Source organism: Paralimibaculum aggregatum, from assembly GCF_030270585.1.
GTDB lineage: Bacteria > Pseudomonadota > Alphaproteobacteria > Rhodobacterales > Rhodobacteraceae > Thermohalobaculum > Thermohalobaculum aggregatum.
Window position 1 is genome coordinate 15,343 of the sequence record NZ_BSYI01000029.1, and the last position, 16,835, is coordinate 32,177.

The 16,835-nt window shown below is 72.2% G+C and carries 20 protein-coding genes; 6 read left to right on the forward strand and 14 right to left on the reverse strand.

Annotated features, from left to right (window positions below; translation table 11 throughout):
• Positions 1 to 8: 8 nt before the first annotated feature.
• Both QSJ97_RS25025 and QSJ97_RS16345 read right to left on the reverse strand, forming a co-directional pair.
• On the reverse strand, positions 9 to 362 hold the full coding sequence (locus tag QSJ97_RS25025; protein ID WP_352231103.1) for a hypothetical protein: 354 nt from the start codon (positions 360 to 362) through the stop codon (positions 9 to 11).
• Positions 363 to 460: 98 nt separating this feature from the next.
• Positions 461 to 1,609, reverse strand: coding sequence for an aromatic ring-hydroxylating oxygenase subunit alpha (locus QSJ97_RS16345; protein WP_285673012.1), 1,149 nt, complete (start codon positions 1,607 to 1,609; stop codon positions 461 to 463).
• A 216-nt stretch (positions 1,610 to 1,825) separates the two neighbouring features.
• On the opposite strand from QSJ97_RS16345, the gene QSJ97_RS16350 reads away from it, so the two are divergent.
• The gene (locus QSJ97_RS16350) at positions 1,826 to 2,518 is read left to right on the forward strand and encodes a hypothetical protein (protein WP_285673013.1); all 693 of its coding nucleotides are present in this window, start codon (positions 1,826 to 1,828) and stop codon (positions 2,516 to 2,518) included.
• Positions 2,519 to 2,528: 10 nt separating this feature from the next.
• Here the strand turns inward: QSJ97_RS16350 and QSJ97_RS16355 are convergent, their stop codons facing one another.
• From QSJ97_RS16355 to QSJ97_RS16400, 10 genes are all read right to left on the reverse strand, one after another.
• On the reverse strand, positions 2,529 to 3,482 hold the full coding sequence (locus QSJ97_RS16355) for a D-2-hydroxyacid dehydrogenase (protein WP_285673014.1): 954 nt from the start codon (positions 3,480 to 3,482) through the stop codon (positions 2,529 to 2,531).
• Complete coding sequence (locus QSJ97_RS16360; protein ID WP_285673016.1) at positions 3,479 to 3,823, reverse strand: DUF1428 domain-containing protein; 345 nt, start codon at positions 3,821 to 3,823, stop codon at positions 3,479 to 3,481. The genes QSJ97_RS16355 and QSJ97_RS16360 overlap by 4 nt, the downstream gene beginning before the upstream one ends.
• A gap of 16 nt (positions 3,824 to 3,839) precedes the next feature.
• Positions 3,840 to 6,047, reverse strand: coding sequence for a 3-hydroxyacyl-CoA dehydrogenase NAD-binding domain-containing protein (locus QSJ97_RS16365; protein ID WP_285673017.1), 2,208 nt, complete (start codon positions 6,045 to 6,047; stop codon positions 3,840 to 3,842).
• 128 nt (positions 6,048 to 6,175) lie between these two features.
• Positions 6,176 to 6,493 carry a hypothetical protein gene (locus tag QSJ97_RS16370; protein WP_285673018.1) on the reverse strand — a complete coding sequence of 106 codons (318 nt, stop codon included), beginning with the start codon at positions 6,491 to 6,493 and terminating at the stop codon, positions 6,176 to 6,178.
• A gap of 5 nt (positions 6,494 to 6,498) precedes the next feature.
• Positions 6,499 to 7,710 (reverse strand): acetyl-CoA C-acetyltransferase, encoded by a 1,212-nt coding sequence (locus tag QSJ97_RS16375; protein ID WP_285673019.1) that lies wholly within the window; start codon positions 7,708 to 7,710, stop codon positions 6,499 to 6,501.
• Positions 7,707 to 8,183, reverse strand: coding sequence for a GFA family protein (locus tag QSJ97_RS16380; protein WP_285673020.1), 477 nt, complete (start codon positions 8,181 to 8,183; stop codon positions 7,707 to 7,709). The genes QSJ97_RS16375 and QSJ97_RS16380 overlap by 4 nt, the downstream gene beginning before the upstream one ends.
• Position 8,184: 1 nt before the next feature.
• Positions 8,185 to 8,832, reverse strand: coding sequence for a glutathione S-transferase family protein (locus tag QSJ97_RS16385; protein ID WP_285673021.1), 648 nt, complete (start codon positions 8,830 to 8,832; stop codon positions 8,185 to 8,187).
• Between the two features lie 10 nt (positions 8,833 to 8,842).
• Complete coding sequence (locus tag QSJ97_RS16390) at positions 8,843 to 9,067, reverse strand: hypothetical protein (RefSeq protein WP_285673022.1); 225 nt, start codon at positions 9,065 to 9,067, stop codon at positions 8,843 to 8,845.
• A gap of 86 nt (positions 9,068 to 9,153) precedes the next feature.
• A complete protein-coding gene (locus tag QSJ97_RS16395; RefSeq protein WP_285673023.1) occupies positions 9,154 to 10,950 on the reverse strand; it encodes an acyl-CoA dehydrogenase C-terminal domain-containing protein in 1,797 nt (598 codons plus the stop codon).
• Positions 10,951 to 11,136: 186 nt separating this feature from the next.
• Complete coding sequence (locus tag QSJ97_RS16400) at positions 11,137 to 11,535, reverse strand: MerR family transcriptional regulator (protein WP_285673024.1); 399 nt, start codon at positions 11,533 to 11,535, stop codon at positions 11,137 to 11,139.
• Positions 11,536 to 11,783: 248 nt separating this feature from the next.
• On the opposite strand from QSJ97_RS16400, the gene QSJ97_RS16405 reads away from it, so the two are divergent.
• The 5 genes from QSJ97_RS16405 to QSJ97_RS16425 all read left to right on the forward strand — a co-directional run bounded on the left by QSJ97_RS16405 (position 11,784) and on the right by QSJ97_RS16425 (position 15,338).
• Positions 11,784 to 12,260, forward strand: coding sequence for a PaaI family thioesterase (locus QSJ97_RS16405; RefSeq protein ID WP_285673025.1), 477 nt, complete (start codon positions 11,784 to 11,786; stop codon positions 12,258 to 12,260).
• Positions 12,257 to 12,742 (forward strand): PaaI family thioesterase, encoded by a 486-nt coding sequence (locus QSJ97_RS16410; RefSeq protein ID WP_285673026.1) that lies wholly within the window; start codon positions 12,257 to 12,259, stop codon positions 12,740 to 12,742. The genes QSJ97_RS16405 and QSJ97_RS16410 overlap by 4 nt, the downstream gene beginning before the upstream one ends.
• A 102-nt stretch (positions 12,743 to 12,844) precedes the next feature.
• Positions 12,845 to 13,483 carry a TIGR02466 family protein gene (locus QSJ97_RS16415; protein ID WP_285673027.1) on the forward strand — a complete coding sequence of 213 codons (639 nt, stop codon included), beginning with the start codon at positions 12,845 to 12,847 and terminating at the stop codon, positions 13,481 to 13,483.
• Complete coding sequence (locus QSJ97_RS16420; protein WP_285673028.1) at positions 13,480 to 14,847, forward strand: MATE family efflux transporter; 1,368 nt, start codon at positions 13,480 to 13,482, stop codon at positions 14,845 to 14,847. Before QSJ97_RS16415 ends, QSJ97_RS16420 begins: the two co-directional genes overlap by 4 nt.
• Positions 14,848 to 14,912: 65 nt before the next feature.
• A complete protein-coding gene (locus QSJ97_RS16425) occupies positions 14,913 to 15,338 on the forward strand; it encodes a hypothetical protein (protein WP_285673029.1) in 426 nt (141 codons plus the stop codon).
• A 39-nt stretch (positions 15,339 to 15,377) separates the two neighbouring features.
• On the opposite strand, the gene QSJ97_RS16430 is transcribed toward QSJ97_RS16425, so the two are convergent.
• Entirely contained in the window at positions 15,378 to 16,433 is a 1,056-nt protein-coding gene (locus QSJ97_RS16430) for a quinone-dependent dihydroorotate dehydrogenase (RefSeq protein ID WP_285673030.1), read from the reverse strand.
• Positions 16,430 to 16,792 (reverse strand): DUF952 domain-containing protein, encoded by a 363-nt coding sequence (locus tag QSJ97_RS16435; RefSeq protein ID WP_285673031.1) that lies wholly within the window; start codon positions 16,790 to 16,792, stop codon positions 16,430 to 16,432. The genes QSJ97_RS16430 and QSJ97_RS16435 overlap by 4 nt, the downstream gene beginning before the upstream one ends.
• Positions 16,793 to 16,835: the final 43 nt, after the last annotated feature.

The following is a 16,835-nucleotide window of genomic DNA, read 5'->3' on the forward strand; positions in this document are numbered from 1 at the left end:
GGGGGAGCCTATTCCTCCCGGCCCTCGCGCAGCAGCCAGCGATGCAGCTCTTCCGCCCGCGAATCGCCCGACTGCAGCGCGAAGACATAGGCATGGGTGCGGTAGAAGGCGGCCGCCGCGGCATCGCCCGCCGCCTCCGAGCTGTCGCCCGCCTCGGCATAGAGGGTGACCAGCCTCGCGGTGTCGCCCGCCGCATGGGCCGCGATCAGGCGGGCATCGAGTAGCGCCCGGGCGCCCGCCGGATCGACGGTAAGCCGCTCACCGGCGAAATCGCGGTCGGCGCCGGGGGCGACGAAGTCGCGCGGCTGGTCGGGATGGGTGGCGCTGAGCGGCGCCGCCTCCGGATCGGCGGGGTCGGACATCGGCGGATCTCCTCGGTTCGGCCTCCGGCGGCGAGCCCTGGCCCTGCCCGGCGGCGAGCGCCGGGCGAGGCCGCTCCGGAGGCGGTGGTCCCGTTCGCTCAGGCCGGTTGGCGCAGCCGCTCGGCCACCCAGGCGTGGAAGCAATGGGTCGGGCTGTCCATCACCGGCGAGAAGCGCCCGCCGTCGAAGCCGCCGGCATGCCGGCCCTTCTGCATCCCCTCGACGACGAAGATGTCCTCCTCGAAGACCTCCTTCCACATCGCCGCGTTGCGCGCCCGCATCGGCGCCCAGTCCTCGCCCAGCACGGCGGTGTCGAAATAGCCGATGGCGATGCGCTCCACGGTGCGCTCCGGCCCCTGAGGGCAGAGCAGGATGGCGAAGGCGTGGTCCTTGTGCACCCCGAGCAGCACGTTGGGATAGAGCGCGACATATTCCGCGCCCTCCTCCCATTGCGCGTCGAGCCCCGCGATCACCGGGAAGCGGCGGCCGTCCTCGGCCAGCATCGGGCGATAGGCCCGCGTCCCCTGGCCGGAATGCGTCCCCGGCGCCTCGATGTTGTAGTGGTCCTCGAGCCGGGAATAGCTGTTGAGGCCGGGATGCACCCAGGGCAGGTGGTAGCTCTCGCAGTAGTTCTCCACCGCGAGCTTCCAGTTGCAGGCGACCTCCAGCTCGAAGGCCCCGTCCGGGGCAAAGGCGAGCGGCCGGTCGAAGGCGGCCCAGCGCGCACGCAGATCCGCGGCATAGGTCTCGAACTCCGGCGCCTTGCCATCGAGATTGACCCAGACCACGCCCATCCAGACATGGCTGCGCACCTCGACGAGGCCGAGCTGCGCGCGGTCGATCGCCGCGTGACGGTTGGTGCCCGGGCCGCCGACATGGGGGGTCGTGCGCAGCCGGCCGTCGAGCTCGTAGCACCAGGAGTGGTAGGGGCAGCGGATCGCCCGCGGCAGCCGTGCCGCCTCCTCGACGAGAATCATGCCGCGGTGCCGGCAGACATTCAGGAAGACCCGCAGCACGCCCTCGCGGTCGCGCGCCAGCAGCAGCGGCTGGCCGAGAAAGCGCACCGGCTTGACGTCGCCGGGCTCGGGCGCATCGGCGGCAAAGGCGAGCCCGGCCCAGCTGGCGAAGAACACGGCATCCGCCTCGCGCGCGAAATGGGCCGGGTCGGTATAGCAGGCATTGGGCAGCCCGCGGGCTTGCTCCACGGGGGCGCTGACGGCGGCGAGATCGCTGTCGGTCACGGTCATCTGGCTCTCCTGATACGCTTGCCTGACGGGGTTCACGCGGGCCCGGAAGCCCGCCGCTTGCCCCGATTCTCGCAGCCAAGGCAGGGAGATGCGCGACCGGCAGCGAACTGCCATGTCGGTTTTCGATCACCGCGGCCGCAACGGAAACGCGAACCGACGCCGGAAACCGCCGACACCTGCGTTATATTGCCGGTGTAACGGAGGAGGACCCGACAGATGACACGCGCGCAGATCACGCGGGCCGTGATGCTGGTCGCCCTCGGGCTCGGGCTCGGCGGCTGCGTCTATCCCGAGCAGGGCTACTATGCCGGCGCGGCCTATGCCGGCGCGGGTTATGTCGGGGATTACGGCCCCGGCTATGGCGACGGCTATGGCCATGTCGGCGGCGGCTACACCGGCGGAATCTACGTCGTGACGCAGCCGCCCAGGGGCTATCGCGGCCACTATCGCGGCTATTACGGCGCGCCGAAGGGCGGCCATGGCGGCTATCACGGCGCGCCGCGGGGCGGGCACAAGGGGGCGCCGCGCGGCCGGCGCGGGGGCGATCCCGGCGCTGGCGCGCATCGCCGCGGCCCGCGGGTCGATGGCGGCCCGGGGCATCGTCGGCACCGGGCGAACACCGGGCGCGGACAGCCGCGGGCCGGTGCCGGCGGCGGCGGCGCCCGGCGCGGGCAGGCCCGGCGCGACCGGCCGCGGGTCGAGGATGTCCGCGGCGTGGGCGCCGATTCGCGCTCGGTGCGCAATGGCGGGCCGCAGTCCGATTCGATAAGGAATGGCGGTGCGCAGTATGACGGGCTCGACCGCGGCGGGCGCGGCGGCGGCCAGCATTTCAGCCTCTCCGGCCGCGACGGGCCGAGCGGGCTGCGCGCCACCCGGCGGGCCAACGACCGGCGCGGCGGCAAGCGCTGAGGCGCGCCGCTCAGCCGGCCACGACGTTGCGCAGGGGCTCGCCGGCCCGCCAGCGCCCGAGGTTCTCCGTGAAGAGATCGGCGAAACGCAGGGGCCAGTCGGCCACGCTGTCGGCCGAATGGGGCGAGATCAGCAGGTTCGGCACATCCCAGAGCGGGCTCTCCGGCGGCAGCGGCTCGGTCTCGGTGACATCGAGATAGGCGCCGCGGAGCTGCCCCGAGGCCAGCGCCGCGACGAGATCCGCCTCCACCACATGCCCGCCGCGCGCGGTGTTGAGGAACATCGCCCCCGGCTTCATCGCCGCGAAGAGCGATGCGCCGAACATGCCGGCCGTCTCGGGCGAGAGCCTGAGATGCACGCTCACCACATCCGCCTCGGCGAGGCTCGCGCGCAGCGCATCGGGCGGGCGCACCTCCGCCGCGCCCGGCACCGGCGCGCCGGAGCGCCGGATCGCGATCACCCGCATGCCCAGCGCCGCCGCGCGCCGTGCCAGCTCGCCGCCGATCGCGCCTGCCCCGACCACGACCAGCACCTGCCCGGCGATCGGCCGGAACAGGATGCCCTCCCAGCGCCGCGCCTTCTGCCGGTCGCGATAGGCGATCAGCCCGTTGTTGAGCGCGATGATCGCGCCGATGCAGGTCTCCGCGAGGAAGGGCGCCAGAACGCCGACGCAGTTGGTCACCGTCACGCGGGCCGGATCCCAGTGCCCCGCCACATGCTCGTAGCCCGAGCCGCCCACCTGGAACCAGCGCAGCGAGGGCGCGCCAAGCACCCGCCGATGATCGGCCTCGGGCAGGCTGCGCGCCTTGATGGTGAAGGCGATCTCCGGGGTCTCGGCCAGCGCGGCGCCGAGCCCCGCCGGCCCGGTCACCGGCAGCAGCCGCTCGCCCGGCAGCCGCGCCGCGAGATGGGCGGCGATCTCCGCCGCCTCCTCGGCATAGATCAGGACGGGCGCCGCGCTCATGCCAGCGTCTCGAAGCCGCCGAAGATCAGCCGCCTGCCCTCGAAACATTCCCGCGCCACCGGGTCCTGCATCCGCGGATCGGCCATCATCTTCGGCAGCGCCGCATCGCGGGCCGCCCTGTCGGGCCAGCGCGTCCAGCCGACGACCACGGTCTCGTCCTCGGAGCATTGCACCGCACGGGGGAAGGAAGTCAGCTCGCCCACCGGCACCTCCGTGCCCCAGCAGACCTCCATCTCCCCGCCGAGCTCGCGCATCAGCGCGCCCACCCGGGCGCAGAGCGCCGCGTAGTCCGCCCGCCTCGCGGTCTTCACCGCGACGACGAAGACATCGACAAAGGCCATCGCGCTCTCCCCGGTCTCAGGCCGCCGCCGCCTGCCCGAAGCGACCATAGAAGCTCTCGCCCCGGGCCGCCATCTCGGCCAGCAGCGCCGGTGGGGCGAAGCGGCCCCCGTGCTCCGCCGCGAGCCGTTCGGCCAGCGCCAGCGCCTCGGCCGCGCCGATCCGGTCGAGCCAGGAGAACGGCCCGCCCGACCAGGGCATGAACCCCCAGCCGAGGATCGCGCCGACATCGCCCTCGCGGATGTCCTCGAGCACGCCCTCCTCGAGCGCGCGCACCGCCTCGAGCGCCTGGATCATCTGCAGCCGCGCGCGCACCGCCTCCGGCGCGGGCTGCGGCTCGGCCGGCGGCCAGATCCCCGCGAGCCCCGGCCAGAAGCCCTGCCGCCGGCCGCGCTCGTCGTAGTCGTAGAGCCCGGCGAAGGCCTTGCGGCCGAGCCGGCCCTCGCCGACCAGACGTTCGAGCAGATCGTCCGCGCCGCCGCGGAGATAGGCCGCGCCCGCCGCCGCGGCGGTCGCCTTCTGGATGCGCAGGCCGAGCTCCAGCGAGGTCTCGTCGACGAGCTGGAGCGGCCCCACCGGCATCCCCATGCCCTTGGCCACATTGTCGATCAGCGGCGGCAGCACGCCCTCGGTGACCATCTGCAGTCCCTCGTTGACATAGGGGATGATGCAGCGGTTGGCGTAGAAGAAGCGGGCGTCGTTGACCACGATCGGCGTCTTTCGGATCTGGCGCACGAAGTCGAGCGCGCGGGCCACCGCGGCGGGGCCGGTCTGGCGGCCCTTGATGATCTCCACCAGCATCATCTTGTGCACCGGCGAGAAGAAATGGATGCCGATATAGCGCTCCGGCCGGGCCGAGGCGCGGGCCAGTTCGGTGATCGGCAGGGTCGAGGTGTTGGTGGCGAAGATCGCCTCCGGCCCCAGCACCGCCTCGGCCTGCGCGGTGACCTCGGCCTTGATGCCGGGGTCCTCGAACACCGCCTCGACCACCAGATCGGCCCCGGCAAGCGCGGCATGGTCGGTGGTGGCGGTGATGCGGGCGAGCGTGGCGTCGCGGGTCTCGCCCGAGATCCGGCGCTTGGTCACCGCGTCGTCGAGGATCTTCGCCACGGCATCGCGGCCGCGCCCTGCGCTGGCCTCGTCGCGGTCGATCAGCACCACCTCGATGCCGGCCTGCGCCGCGGCATGGGCGATGCCGGCGCCCATCATGCCGGCCCCCAGCACGCCGAGGCGGCGGACCTGTGCATCCGGCTCGCCCTCGGGGCGGCTCGCGCCCTTCTCCAGCGCCTGCTTGGAGAGGAACAGCGAGCGGATCATCGCCTCCGCCGTCGGCTCCATCAGCACCCGGGTGAACTGCCGTGCCTCGATGCGGATCGCGGTGTCGAAGGGCACCAGCGCGCCCTCGTAGATCGCCCGGAGCATGGCCTCCGCCGCCGGGTAGACCCCCTGCGTCCTGCCATGGGTCATCGCCGCCGCGCCGAGGAAGAGCTCGAAGCCCTGGGCCGTGTAGGGCGCACCGCCCGGAATGCGGAAGCCCTTGGCATCCCAGGGTTTCACGGCATCCGCCTCGGTCGCCTCGGCGAGCCAGGCGCGGGCCGCCGGAAGCAGCTCACCGGGCGCCACCACGTCGTCCACCAGCTTGGCGGCCCTGGCCTTCTTCGGCTCCGGGGTCTTGCCCTCGAGCAGGAACGGCGCCGCCGCCATCAGCCCGAGCATGCGGAAGAGCCGGGTGGTGCCGCCGGCCCCGGGGAAGAGCCCGACCTTGATCTCCGGCAGGCCGATCTTCGCGCCCGGGCGGTCGGCGGCGATGCGCCGGTGGCAGGCCAGGCCGATCTCGACCCCGATGCCCATCGCGGTGCCGGGGCAGGCCCAGACGAAGGGCTTGCCGCCCTTGCCGGTCCTCGGATCCGCGCCGCCCCGCTCGATCTTGCGCAGGAGCCCGTGCAGCGCCATCACGAAGCCGAACAGAACCTCGGCCGGGCGGCCCTCGGCCGCGGCCTTCTCCCGCAGCGATGCCAGCACGTTGAGGTCCATGCCCCCGGCGAAGTCGGGCTTGGCGGAGGTGATGATCGCGCCCCTGACGCCGGGATCGGCCAGCACCGCCTCCACCGCCGCATCGAGCTCGCGGATGCCTGCCTCGGTCAGCACGTTCATGCGCGCGCCGGGCAGGTCCCAGGTGATCGTCGCGATGCCGTCCGACACCTCCAGATGGAAGATCTCGCTCATGTCCCGGCTCCTCCTTGGCTCCCCGCCGGCCGGCCCGAAGGGCCGGGAGCGGCGTGTGGATATGGTATGGTTTCGGTATCGGTCCGGCATGGCAAGCGGTCAGTTCCGCCGCCGTTCCCGCACCCCGATCAGCCTCCGTCCGTCACCCCGGCCCGGCGCAGGATCTCCGCCAGCATCGCCGCCGGCCCGGCCGCGGCGACCGCCTCCCCGAGGCGGATGAACTCCGCCCCGTCGGCCTCCGACCAACGGTCCAGCATCGAGCCGTCCTCCGCCGCGATCATGATCCAGAGCCGGCGCTCCGGCTCCCCGCGCCGCGCCCGGACCCGGCCCTTCAGCCGCACCGCCGAGCCCGGCCCGTGCTCGACCAGCCGGAGCGGCAGCCGCCCGTCGGCCTCGGCGAGCCGCGCGACCTCGGCAAGGGGATGCGGCCAGGGGATTGCCCGCACCGCGCTCAGACCCGCTCGATCACGGTGGTCGCCCCCATGCCGGAGGCCACGCAGAGCGTCGCGAGCCCGGTGCCCTGGCCGGTGCGCTCCAGCTCGTCGAGCAGCGTGCCGAGGATCATCGCCCCGGTCGCCCCCAGCGGGTGGCCATAGGCGATCGCCCCGCCATTGACATTGACTCGCGCCGGGTCGGCGTCGAAGGCCTGCAGGAAGCGCAGCACGATCGAGGAGAACGCCTCGTTGACCTCGATCAGATCGATATCGCCGATCGCCATGCCGGCGGCCTTCAGCGCCTTCTCGGTGGCCGGCACCGGGCCGGTGAGCATGATGGTCGGGTCGGTGCCGACCCGTGCGGTGGAGACCACCCGCGCCCGCGGCGTCAGCCCGAGCCGCTCGCCGGCCGCGCGGCTGCCCACCAGCACCGCCGCGGCGCCGTCGACGATGCCGCTCGAGTTGCCGGCATGGTGGACATGGTGGATGCGTTCGAGATGGGGGTATTTCATCAGCGCCACCGCGTCGAAACCCGGCATCACCTCGCCGAGCTCGCGGAAGGCGGGCTTGAGCGCGCCGAGCGCCTGCATGTCGGTGCCCGGCCGGGGATGCTCGTCACGCGCGAGGATCTCGATGCCGTTCGCATCCGTCACCGGCACCAGCGAGCGGTCGAGCCGCCCCTCGGCCACCGCCGTGGCGGCGCGGGCCTGGCTCTCCACCGCATAGGCGTCCACATCGGTGCGCGAGAAGCCGAATTCCGTCGCGATCAGGTCGGCGGCGATGCCCTGCGGCACGAAATGGCCCTTGAAGGCGAGCATCGGGTCCACCGCCATCGGAAAGCCGTCGGAGCCCATCGGCACGCGGCCCATCATCTCCACCCCGCCGGCGACATAGAGCTCCCCGACCCCGGCGCGGATCTGCGCGGCGGCGAGGTTCACCGCCTCGAGCCCGCTGGCGCAGAACCGGTTGATGTGCAGCCCGGGGATGCGCTCGTCCCAGCCGGCGGCGAGCACCGCGGCGCGGGCGATGTTGCCGCCCTGCTCGCCCACCGCGGTGACGCAGCCCCAGATCACGTCCTCGATCTCGGCCGCCCCGAGGTTGTTGCGCGCGGCCAGCGCCTGCAGCACCCCCGCCGAGAGCGCCACCGAAGTGACCTCGTGCAGCGTGCCGTCCTTGCGGCCACGGCCGCGGGGGGTGCGGATCGCGTCGAAGATATAGGCGTCGGTCATCGGTCCTCCTCAGGCGCAGGGGTTCCGGGGGCGGGGATGGCGGCCTGCCGGCTGGCGATGCGGGCCGGCCCGGTGCCGGAGAGCCCGCCGGGGCGGGTCTCCTGCGCCGGCCAGCCATCGGCGAGCTGCAGCCAGGGCACGCGGCTCTCCACGCCGTAGTGCAGCTCCGGCGTCACCGCGCCGGGATCGTCGAGCGCGCCGATCATCAGCTCCACCACCTCCGAACCCAGCGGCGCGTAGAACAGCGGCGTGCCGCAGGCGGCGCAGAAGCCGCGCTCGGCGACATCCGAACTGGCAAAGCGCGCCGGCGTCCCCTGCCACTCCACCCCGCGGGCGCCGACCAGCGGCGCGAAGGCGCCCCCGGTGGCCCGCTGGCACATCCGGCAGTGGCAGATACTGGCCCGGCCGAGCCCGCCGGTGACGCGGAAGCGCACCGCGCCGCACTGGCAGCCCCCGGTCACCGCGCCGGCCATCTCAGCCGGCCCCCGGCAGCGGATGGCCGGGCATCAGGTCGTAGGGATGCGCCCAGCCGGGTTCCGCCTTCAGCCGCTCGCGCCAGGCGGCGAGATTGGGATACTCGGACCAGTCCACCGGGTATTCGCCCTCGTAGAAGAGGTAGCCCGCGCAGGAGAAATCCGCCGTCGAGAGCCAGTCGCAGGCGACCCAGTCGCGCCCCTTCATATGCGCGTCGAACACGCCCAGCGCCTTGCGTGCCCGCCCCTCGCAGAATCCAATCACCGCCGGGTCGCGCTTCTCCTCCGGCAGGAAGCGGGTCAGGAAGCGCCAGGTGCCGAGCATGCCGGAGAGCCGCTGGTTGTCCCAGATGATCCAGCGCAGCGCCTCGCGGGCATTCTCCGGGCCGGGATCGAAGACCCCGAGCGAGAGCGCCAGATAGTCGAGGATCACGCCCGACTGGCTGAGCACCTGCCCGCCCATCCGGTCGTGCTCGAGCACCGGCACCTCGCCCATCTCGTTCAGCGCCAGGAATCCCGGCGTCCGGGTCGCGCCGTTGAAGAAATCGACCCAGACCGGCGCCCAGTCGGCCTTCGCCATCGCCAGCATCAGCGCCGCCTTGTAGGCATTGCCCGATTGGGCGAAGCAGTGCAGTCGGTACTCGGCCATCGCTGTCCCCTCAGTCTCGCTCGGGTTTCTCCGGCGCGCCGTATTCGGCGATGAACTCCCGGAACGCCGCGTCGAGCCGCGCCGCATCGGCATAATCGTCCAGCCGCTCGAGAAGCACCACCAGGAGATAGCTGTTCGAGAGCCCGTATTCGGCATTGAGCGCCCGCAGCCGGGCATGGGCCGCCCCGGTGAGGCTGGCCTGGAACCGCTTCGGCTTCTCCAGCCGCTTCGCCATGGCGCGCCTCCCTCCTTGTCTCGTCCCGCACCCGGCGCCGGGTGGGCGATGCCCGGTCCCGGCGCCAGGGCGGGGCGGGCGCGGCATCAGAACGACGCGGCCGGCAGGTCCATCACCGGCTCGGCGCCGGTCTCGATGCGCGCGAGGTGCAGCTTCGTCGCCGGCAGCACCCGGCTCATGTAGAACCGCCCGGTGGCCAGCTTCGCCTCGTAATAGGCGGTGTCCTCCGTGCCCTCGGCCAGCGCCGCCGAGGCCGCCTTGGCCATGCGCGACCAGACCAGCGCCATGCAGACATGGCCGAAGAGGTGCAGGAAATCCACCGCCCCGGCGAGCGCCGCATTGGGGTTCTTCATCCCCGCCTGCATGAAGAACATCGCCGCGCGCTGCAGATCCTTCGAGGCCTCCTTCAGCGGCCCGAGGAACTGGTGCGCCAGGTGCAGGTCATCCTCGTTGTCGCGGATGTAGCCCTTCACGTAGTCGAAAAAGGTCATGATCGGCTTGCCGCCCTTCAACCCCAGCTTGCGGCCGACGAGATCCAGCGCCTGCACCCCGGTGGTGCCTTCGTAGACCATGGCGATGCGCACGTCGCGCACCAGCTGCTCCACCCCGGCGTCGCGGACATAGCCGGCGCCGCCGAGGACCTGCTGCGCCACGGTGGCGCTGCGGAAGCCCTCGTCGGTGAGGAACCCCTTCACCACCGGGGTCAGCAGCGCCACCATGTCGGCGGCGCGCTCGCGCTCGGCGGCGTCCGTGTGGCGGTGCTCGGCATCGTTGAGCATGGCGACCCAGGAGAGGAAGCCGGTGCCGCCCTCGGTGAAGGCCTTCTGCTCGAGCAGCATCCGGCGCACATCGGCATGGACGATGATCGGGTCCGCCGGCCCGTCCGGGTTCTGCGCCCCGGTGACCGCGCGGCCCTGCAGCCGCTCGCGCGCGAACTGCACCGCCTGGTCAGAGGCCGCCTGGGCCACCGCGAGCCCCTGCATGCCGACGAGCAGCCGCGCCTCGTTCATCATGGTGAACATGTTGCGCAGGCCCTTGGTCTCCTCGCCGACCAGCCAGCCGGTGGCGCCGTCATAGGCCATCGCGCAGGTGGCGCTGCCATGCAGGCCCATCTTGCGCTCGACCCCGGTGCAGCGGACCGCGTTGCGCGCGCCGGGTCTGCCCTCGGCATCGGGCAGGAACTTCGGCACCACGAACATCGAGAGCCCGCGGGTGCCCGCCGGCGCGCCGGGGGTGCGAGCGAGCACGAGATGGACGATGTTTTCAGCGAGATCGTGCTCGCCGCTGGAGATCCAGATCTTCTGCCCGGTGATCGACCATGCGCCTTCCGACCCCGGCTCGGCGCGGGTGGTGATCAGGCCGAGATCGGTGCCGCATTGCGGCTCGGTGAGGTTCATCGTGCCCATCCAGGCGCCGCTCGCGAGCGGCGGCAGATAGGTCCGCTTCTGGGCCTCGGTGCCATGGGCGTGCAGCGCCTTGTAGGCGCTGTGGGTGAGCCCGTGATACATCATGAAGGCCATGTTGGCGGCGGAGTTCAGCGTGCCGACCGCGAGGCCGAGCACCGAGGGCAGCCCCTGCCCGCCATAGTCCGGGTCGCATTCCAGCGCCGGCCAGCCGCCCTCGCGCAGCATGTCGTAGGCGGCGCGGAACCCCTCCGGCGTGGTCACCTCGCCATCCTCGCCGAGGCGGCAGCCCTGCGCATCGCCCACCGCGTTGAGCGGCTGCAGCACCTCGCGCGCGATCCGTCCCGCCTCCTCGAGCACCGATCCGGTGAAATCCGGCGTCAGCTCGGCATAGCCGGCGATGCCGGTCTCCTCCTGGAGCTTCAGCACCTCGTGCAGGACGAAGCGGTAGTCGCGCAGCGGCGGGCGGTACTCGTACATCGCGATCTCCCCTGGCGGCATGGCGCCGGCCGTGTCCGCAATGGCCCGGGTTGGCCCGGTGCCCCGGCAATCATGCCGTGTCGTTGGCCCGCCCGGGGCGCTGGCGGATGGCTGGCCCCGGGGCGCGGGCGGCCGGCGTGTCGGGAAACCTCGCCGGATGGGCGCCGCCTTGGCGCCCGACGGGCGTCAGGGTGCGGTCTTGCGCGCGGTCTTGGCGGCGAGCAGCGCCTCGATCTGGTCCATCTGCGCGTCGAGATCGACCAGCGCAGCCTCCAGCTCGTCGCGCTTGGCGGCGAGCTCGGCACGGTGGCGCTTGGCGGCGGACAGGGTCGCGGAGAGCTGCGCGACCTGGCCGTCCTCACGGTCGTAGAGGTCGAGCAGGTCCTTGATCTCGGCCAGCGAGAAGCCGAAGCGCTTGCCGCGCAGGATCAGCTTCAGGCGTGCCCGGTCGCTGACGGTGAAGAGCCGGCGCTGACCCTGGCGATGCGGCGCCAGAAGCTCCTTCGACTCGTAGTAGCGCAGGGTGCGCGGGGTGACGTCGAATTCGTCGCACAGCTCCCGGATACTGTAGGTGCGATCGGGCATGTCGTTGGGTCTCCTTGTCCTCGATTGGCGCTGACATGGGACCCGCTGACGCCAGGGTCAAGCGGGCCGCCGCCCGATGTCGGCGCGAAATTAACATTACGTCGCGTGATCCAGCACAGACAAACTTTACCATGCGTCTAGTATGCGAACTGCCGCGACGACGGCAACCATTACGTGAGCGCCACCGTGCTGGCCAGAGCAAGGCAGCCATGCTACCGGGGCCCCTTCAAAACCACGGAGGCCGCAATATGGCGGATCGCGAGGAGGACACGCTCGCCGCGTTCATCGGCGCCGGCGGCAGCTTCGAGGACGAGGGCGAGTTGCTCACCGCCCTGCCCCACAGCCGCGAGATCGGCATGCGCCTGCACGGCGCGAAGGACGGCGTGGCGCTGCTCTCGATCCCCTATGACGAACGGCTCGTGGGCGATCCGGAGACCGGCGTGCTGCATGGCGGCGTGATCACCGCGCTGCTCGACACCGCCTGCGGGCTCGCGGTGATGGCCTCGCGAACCCGGCTGACGGCCACCGCGACGCTCGACCTGCGGATCGACTACATGCGCCCGGCGACCCGCGGCTCGGCGGTGCGCGCCCGGGCCGAATGCTACCGGCTGACCCGCTCGATCGGCTTCGCCCGGGCGGTCGCCTTCCACGAGGACCCGGCCGATCCGGTGGCCTCCGCCGCCGGCGCCTTCATCCTCGAGCGGCCGAAGGAGGACGCGGCATGAACGGCCTGGCCGAACGCGAGGCGGCGCGCGCCCAGGCGCTCGCCCGGCTAACCGAGGCGGTGCCCTACAATCGCCATCTCGCGGTGCGCTTCGACCGGCTCGGCGACGAGCTGACCGCGCGGCTGCCGTTCCGCGACGACCTGGTGGGCAACCCGCTGCTGCCGGCGCTGCATGGCGGGGTGATCGGCGCCTTTCTCGAGATCACCGCGCTGATGCAGCTGGCCTGGGACCAGGCGCTGGCGGCGATGGATGCCGGCGGCGACACGGCGGCCGAGATCGCCGCCGGGCGCTTCCCGCCGATGCCGAAGACGGTGGACATCACGGTGGACTACCTGCGCCCCGGCCGCCCGCGCGAGAGCTTCGCCCGCGCCCGGGTGCAGAAGGCCGGGCGGCGGGTCGCGCATCTCCATGTCGAGGCCTGGCAGGAAGAACGCCTGCGCCCGATCGCCATGCTGCGCGGCAACTTCCTGATGCAGGACTGATCGCAGAGGCGGCGGCGGCGCCGCGCCGAAACGCCTCCGCTGACAAGCCCCCGCGCCGGTGCTATGGCTCGGCCCCGGATCCGCGCGCAGGAGGAGGAGCCCATGGCCGCACAGCCCCAGATCGAGCTTCGCAACATCTTCCCCACCCCCATCGCGATCTTCCACATGCCCGATGCCGCGCGCCTCAACGACGCGCTCGAGGCCGCGATCCTCGCCAAGGAGGCCGAGACCGCCTCGGTGCACCACTCCAACTGGGGCGGCTGGCAGAGCCCGCACGACCTCGATGTCTGGGGCGGGCCGGAGGCGGTCGCGGTGATCGAGACGGCGCAGCAGATCGCCGGCAAGCTCACCTGCGACCGGCAGGGCCGGCCGGTCGCGCCGCGCTGGGCGATGAACGCCTGGGCCAATGTCAACCGGCAGGGCCAGGGCAACGAGTTCCACACCCATCCCGGCGCCTTCTGGTCGGCCACCTACTACGTGCGCGACGGCGGCGTCGCGGCCGATCCGTCGCTCGGCGGCGAGTTCGAGATCGCCGATCCGCGCGGCATCGCGCCGGCCATGCTGGCGCCGCAGCTCACCATCGCCACCCGCGGCGCCGGCTCGATGGGGGTGAGCGAGACGGTGCGCCCGGTCGAGGGCATGCTGATGCTGTTCCCCTCCTGGCTGTCGCATGGCGTGCGGCCCTACAACGGCGACCGGCTGCGCATCTCCATCGCGCTCAACCTCACCCCGATGCCGTGACCGCGGCGGCCGGCCCGGCCCCCGCCGAGCGGGGCGCCATCACCCATCGCCGGGTCGCCGCCATCGCGCTGCCGGTGGTGCTCTCGAACGCCACCGTGCCGCTGCAGGGCGCAATCGACACCGCCATCGTCGGCAATCTCGGCGAGACCGCCTTCCTCGCCGCGGTGGCGATCGGCGCGGTGATCGTCTCGCTGCTGTTCAACTCGTTCAACTTCCTGCAGATGGGCTGCTCCGGCCTCACCGCGCAGGCGCTCGGCGCCGGCGACTTCGGGCGGGTGCTCAACACCGGGCTCCGCGCGCTGCTGCTGGCGGCGGCCATCGCGCTGCTGCTCAACCTCGCGCGGCCGCTGATCCTGCCGGCCGGGCTGGCGATCTTCGAGGGCTCGGCAGAGGCCGAGCGGCTCGCCGGGGCCTATGTCTCGATCCGGCTCTGGGGTGCGCCGGCCGAGCTCGCCAATCTCGCGCTGATTGGCTGGTTCACCGGGCAGGAACTCACCCGGCGGCTGTTCGAGCTGCAGGCGGTGGTCTCGGTGGTCAACGTGGCGCTGAATTTCCTCTTCGCGGTCGGCCTCGGCTGGGGGGTGGAGGGGATCGCCCTCGGCACCGCGCTTGCGGCCTATGCCGGGCTCGCGGTCGGGCTCTGGCGGCTGCGCCGGCGCGCCCGCGAGATCGCACCGGCAGGCTGGCGGCCGGATCCCGCCCGGCTGGCCCGCCGCGACGAGCTTGCCCGGATGGTGGCGCTCAACCGCGACATCTTCATCCGCACGATCTGCCTCACCGGCAGCTTCGCCTGGCTCGCCCGGCTCGGCTCGACCCAGGGCGATGCGGTGCTCTCGGCCAATGGCGTGCTGATGCAGTTCGTCAACATCGCGGCCCATGCGCTCGACGGGTTCGCCATGGCGGCGGAGACGCTGGTCGGCCAGGCGCTCGGCGCCGGCGACCGCGCCAGGCTGCGCCGGGCGGTGGTGGTGAGCGGCACCGCGGCGCTCGGCCTGGCGGCGCTCTATGCCGCCGTAGCCACGCTCGGCGCGGAGTCGATCATCGGGCTCTTCACCAATGTGCCGGAGGTGCGCGAGGTGGCCCTCGCCCATGCCTTCTGGGCCACCTGCCTGCCGCTGGTGGCGGTGCTCGCCTACCAGCTCGACGGGGTCTTCATCGGTGCCGCCGAGGGCCCGGGGATGCGCAATGCGATGCTGATCTCGACGCTCGCCTTCGTGCCGCTCGGCTGGGGCCTCACCGCTGCGCTCGGCAATCACGGGCTCTGGCTGGCGCTCTGGATCTACATGGCGATGCGCGCCCTGACCCTCGCCCTGCGCTATCCTGCGCTTGAAATGCGGGCTGAAGGCGTTCACCTTTCCCCATGACTGGTATTCCAATTTGCGCTGGCATACACTCGCGCAAAAATCTGGGATGTAAGGCGGGGTGCATCATGAAATGGATCGTCATGCCAGCAATGCTGGCGGGTGTTTTTGCGTTTTCAGTCCCGGCCGCCGGCCAGCCGCTGAATGGCTGCTGGCATTACAGCGATGGCAGCGTTTTCTCCACCGTGTGCTTCAATGGCAGCGCCGGCGGAACGTTCAATCTCGAATATGCTCTCGAGGATCCGAACCAGGGGCTGGTCAAGGGCTCCTGCAACGGCGTCATCGAGGTCAGCGAGATGGCCGATCCCCGGGTGGTCTTCTCCGTGCCCTATCAGGAGGACGCCTGCCGGCAGGAGGATCAGGTGTTCCGCGTCGCCAAGCGCGACTACACCTGCGAGCGGACCGACGCCCGCAAGATGCTCTGCAACCTCACCGTCTATTACGACGACGGCACGATCTTCAGCGAGGCCGTGGATATCGAATACGCCCGCTGAGCCCCGGCTCCCGCCCCTGCCGCACCCGGCGGCCAGGGTTCAGGCATCCCGGCCCACCGCATCCGCCAGCGATCCGACGCCATCGGCCTCCAGCAGCCCGGCGAGGTCGCGGGCAATCTTCCCCGCCAGCGACAGCCCCTCATAGGCGAGCGCCGTGTAGAGCTGCACCGCACTCGCGCCCGCGCGGATCTTGGCATGGGCATCCGCCGCGCTGGCGATGCCGCCGACGCCGATGATCGGCAGCCGCCCGCCGGTGAGCCGGTAGAGCGCCCGCACCACCTCGGTCGAGCGCGCCATCAGCGGCCGGCCCGAGAGCCCGCCGGTCTCCACCGCCAGCGGGCTCGCGAGCCCCTCCCGCGCGGTGGTGGTGTTGGTGGCGATCAGCCCGTCGAGCGGCAGCGCCCGTGCCACCTCGGCGATGTCGGCGAGTTCTGCATCGGCGAGATCCGGCGCGATCTTCAGGAACACCGGCTTCGCGGGCCCCAGCCCGGCGCGGCGCTCCAGCACGCCCTCGAGCAGCCGCTCCAGCGCCGCCCGGCCCTGCAGTTCGCGCAGCCGCTCGGTGTTGGGCGAGGAGACGTTGACGGTGAAGAAATCTCCGAAGGGATAGAGCCGGGCCAGCACCGCGGCATAATCCGCCGCACGGTCGTCGCTGTCCTTGTTGGCGCCGAGATTGACCCCGATCACGCCGGTCACGCCGGCGCTGCGGGCGGCCTCGAGCCGGCGCGCCACCGCTTCCATCCCGTCATTGTTGAAGCCGAAGCGGTTGATCGCCGCGCCGTCCTCGCGCAGGCGGAAGAGCCGCGGGCGCGGATTGCCGGGCTGCGGCCGCGGGGTGACGGCGCCGATCTCGGCAAAGCCCGGCCCGGCGCGCAGGATTGCACCGATGGCCGCCGCGTTCTTGTCGAAACCGGCGGCGATGCCCACCGGGTTGGGCAGCTCGAGCCCGGCCAGCCGGGTCGCCAGCCGCGGCGCCGTCACCGGGCCGCCGGACGGCCCGAGCCCCGCCGCCAGCGCCCGCAGCGCCAGCCCGTGCGCCCGCTCGGCATCGAGCAGGCCGAGCGCCCGCAGCCCCGCCCGCTCGAGCGCGCTCATGCCGTCCCGTCGCGCGCGCTGGCCCAGCCGGGAATCGCGTGGCGGCCGTCCGGCCCCAGCGGCAGGGGCTCGGCACGGGCCACCGCCTCGGCCCGGAGCGCGCCATAGAGATGCGGGAACAGATCGCCGCCGCGCGCCGGCTCCCATTCCAGCGCCGCCTCGACCGCCGCCACCGGCACCGCGAGGAGCCAGAGCCCGTCCTGCCCGGCGAAATGCTTCGCCGCCGTGCCCGGAAGCTGCGCGGCGGTGCTGAAATGGATGAACCCGTCGGCAATGTCGGCGGCGGAGCCCTGGAAGGCCCCGAGCCGGCGCAGCTCGTCGTGTTCGTCCTCGGTCAGGATCTTGAAGATCTCGGTCATCGCGGGTCTTAGATTACGACGCGGGGCGGCAGGTCAACCCTGC

Bases quoted from the DNA above. Each gene is read 5' to 3' on its own strand.
- QSJ97_RS25025 (WP_352231103.1), bottom strand. From the start codon at position 362: ATGTCCGACCCCGCCGATCCGGAGGCGGCGCCGCTCAGCGCCACCCAT.
- QSJ97_RS16345 (WP_285673012.1), bottom strand. From the start codon at position 1,609: ATGACCGTGACCGACAGCGATCTCGCCGCCGTCAGCGCCCCCGTGGAG.
- QSJ97_RS16350 (WP_285673013.1), top strand. From the start codon at position 1,826: ATGACACGCGCGCAGATCACGCGGGCCGTGATGCTGGTCGCCCTCGGG.
- QSJ97_RS16355 (WP_285673014.1), bottom strand. From the start codon at position 3,482: ATGAGCGCGGCGCCCGTCCTGATCTATGCCGAGGAGGCGGCGGAGATC.
- QSJ97_RS16360 (WP_285673016.1), bottom strand. From the start codon at position 3,823: ATGGCCTTTGTCGATGTCTTCGTCGTCGCGGTGAAGACCGCGAGGCGG.
- QSJ97_RS16365 (WP_285673017.1), bottom strand. From the start codon at position 6,047: ATGAGCGAGATCTTCCATCTGGAGGTGTCGGACGGCATCGCGACGATC.
- QSJ97_RS16375 (WP_285673019.1), bottom strand. From the start codon at position 7,710: ATGACCGACGCCTATATCTTCGACGCGATCCGCACCCCCCGCGGCCGT.
- QSJ97_RS16380 (WP_285673020.1), bottom strand. From the start codon at position 8,183: ATGGCCGGCGCGGTGACCGGGGGCTGCCAGTGCGGCGCGGTGCGCTTC.
- QSJ97_RS16385 (WP_285673021.1), bottom strand. From the start codon at position 8,832: ATGGCCGAGTACCGACTGCACTGCTTCGCCCAATCGGGCAATGCCTAC.
- QSJ97_RS16390 (WP_285673022.1), bottom strand. From the start codon at position 9,067: ATGGCGAAGCGGCTGGAGAAGCCGAAGCGGTTCCAGGCCAGCCTCACC.
- QSJ97_RS16395 (WP_285673023.1), bottom strand. From the start codon at position 10,950: ATGTACGAGTACCGCCCGCCGCTGCGCGACTACCGCTTCGTCCTGCAC.
- QSJ97_RS16400 (WP_285673024.1), bottom strand. From the start codon at position 11,535: ATGCCCGATCGCACCTACAGTATCCGGGAGCTGTGCGACGAATTCGAC.
- QSJ97_RS16405 (WP_285673025.1), top strand. From the start codon at position 11,784: ATGGCGGATCGCGAGGAGGACACGCTCGCCGCGTTCATCGGCGCCGGC.
- QSJ97_RS16410 (WP_285673026.1), top strand. From the start codon at position 12,257: ATGAACGGCCTGGCCGAACGCGAGGCGGCGCGCGCCCAGGCGCTCGCC.
- QSJ97_RS16415 (WP_285673027.1), top strand. From the start codon at position 12,845: ATGGCCGCACAGCCCCAGATCGAGCTTCGCAACATCTTCCCCACCCCC.
- QSJ97_RS16425 (WP_285673029.1), top strand. From the start codon at position 14,913: ATGAAATGGATCGTCATGCCAGCAATGCTGGCGGGTGTTTTTGCGTTT.
- QSJ97_RS16430 (WP_285673030.1), bottom strand. From the start codon at position 16,433: ATGAGCGCGCTCGAGCGGGCGGGGCTGCGGGCGCTCGGCCTGCTCGAT.
- QSJ97_RS16435 (WP_285673031.1), bottom strand. From the start codon at position 16,792: ATGACCGAGATCTTCAAGATCCTGACCGAGGACGAACACGACGAGCTG.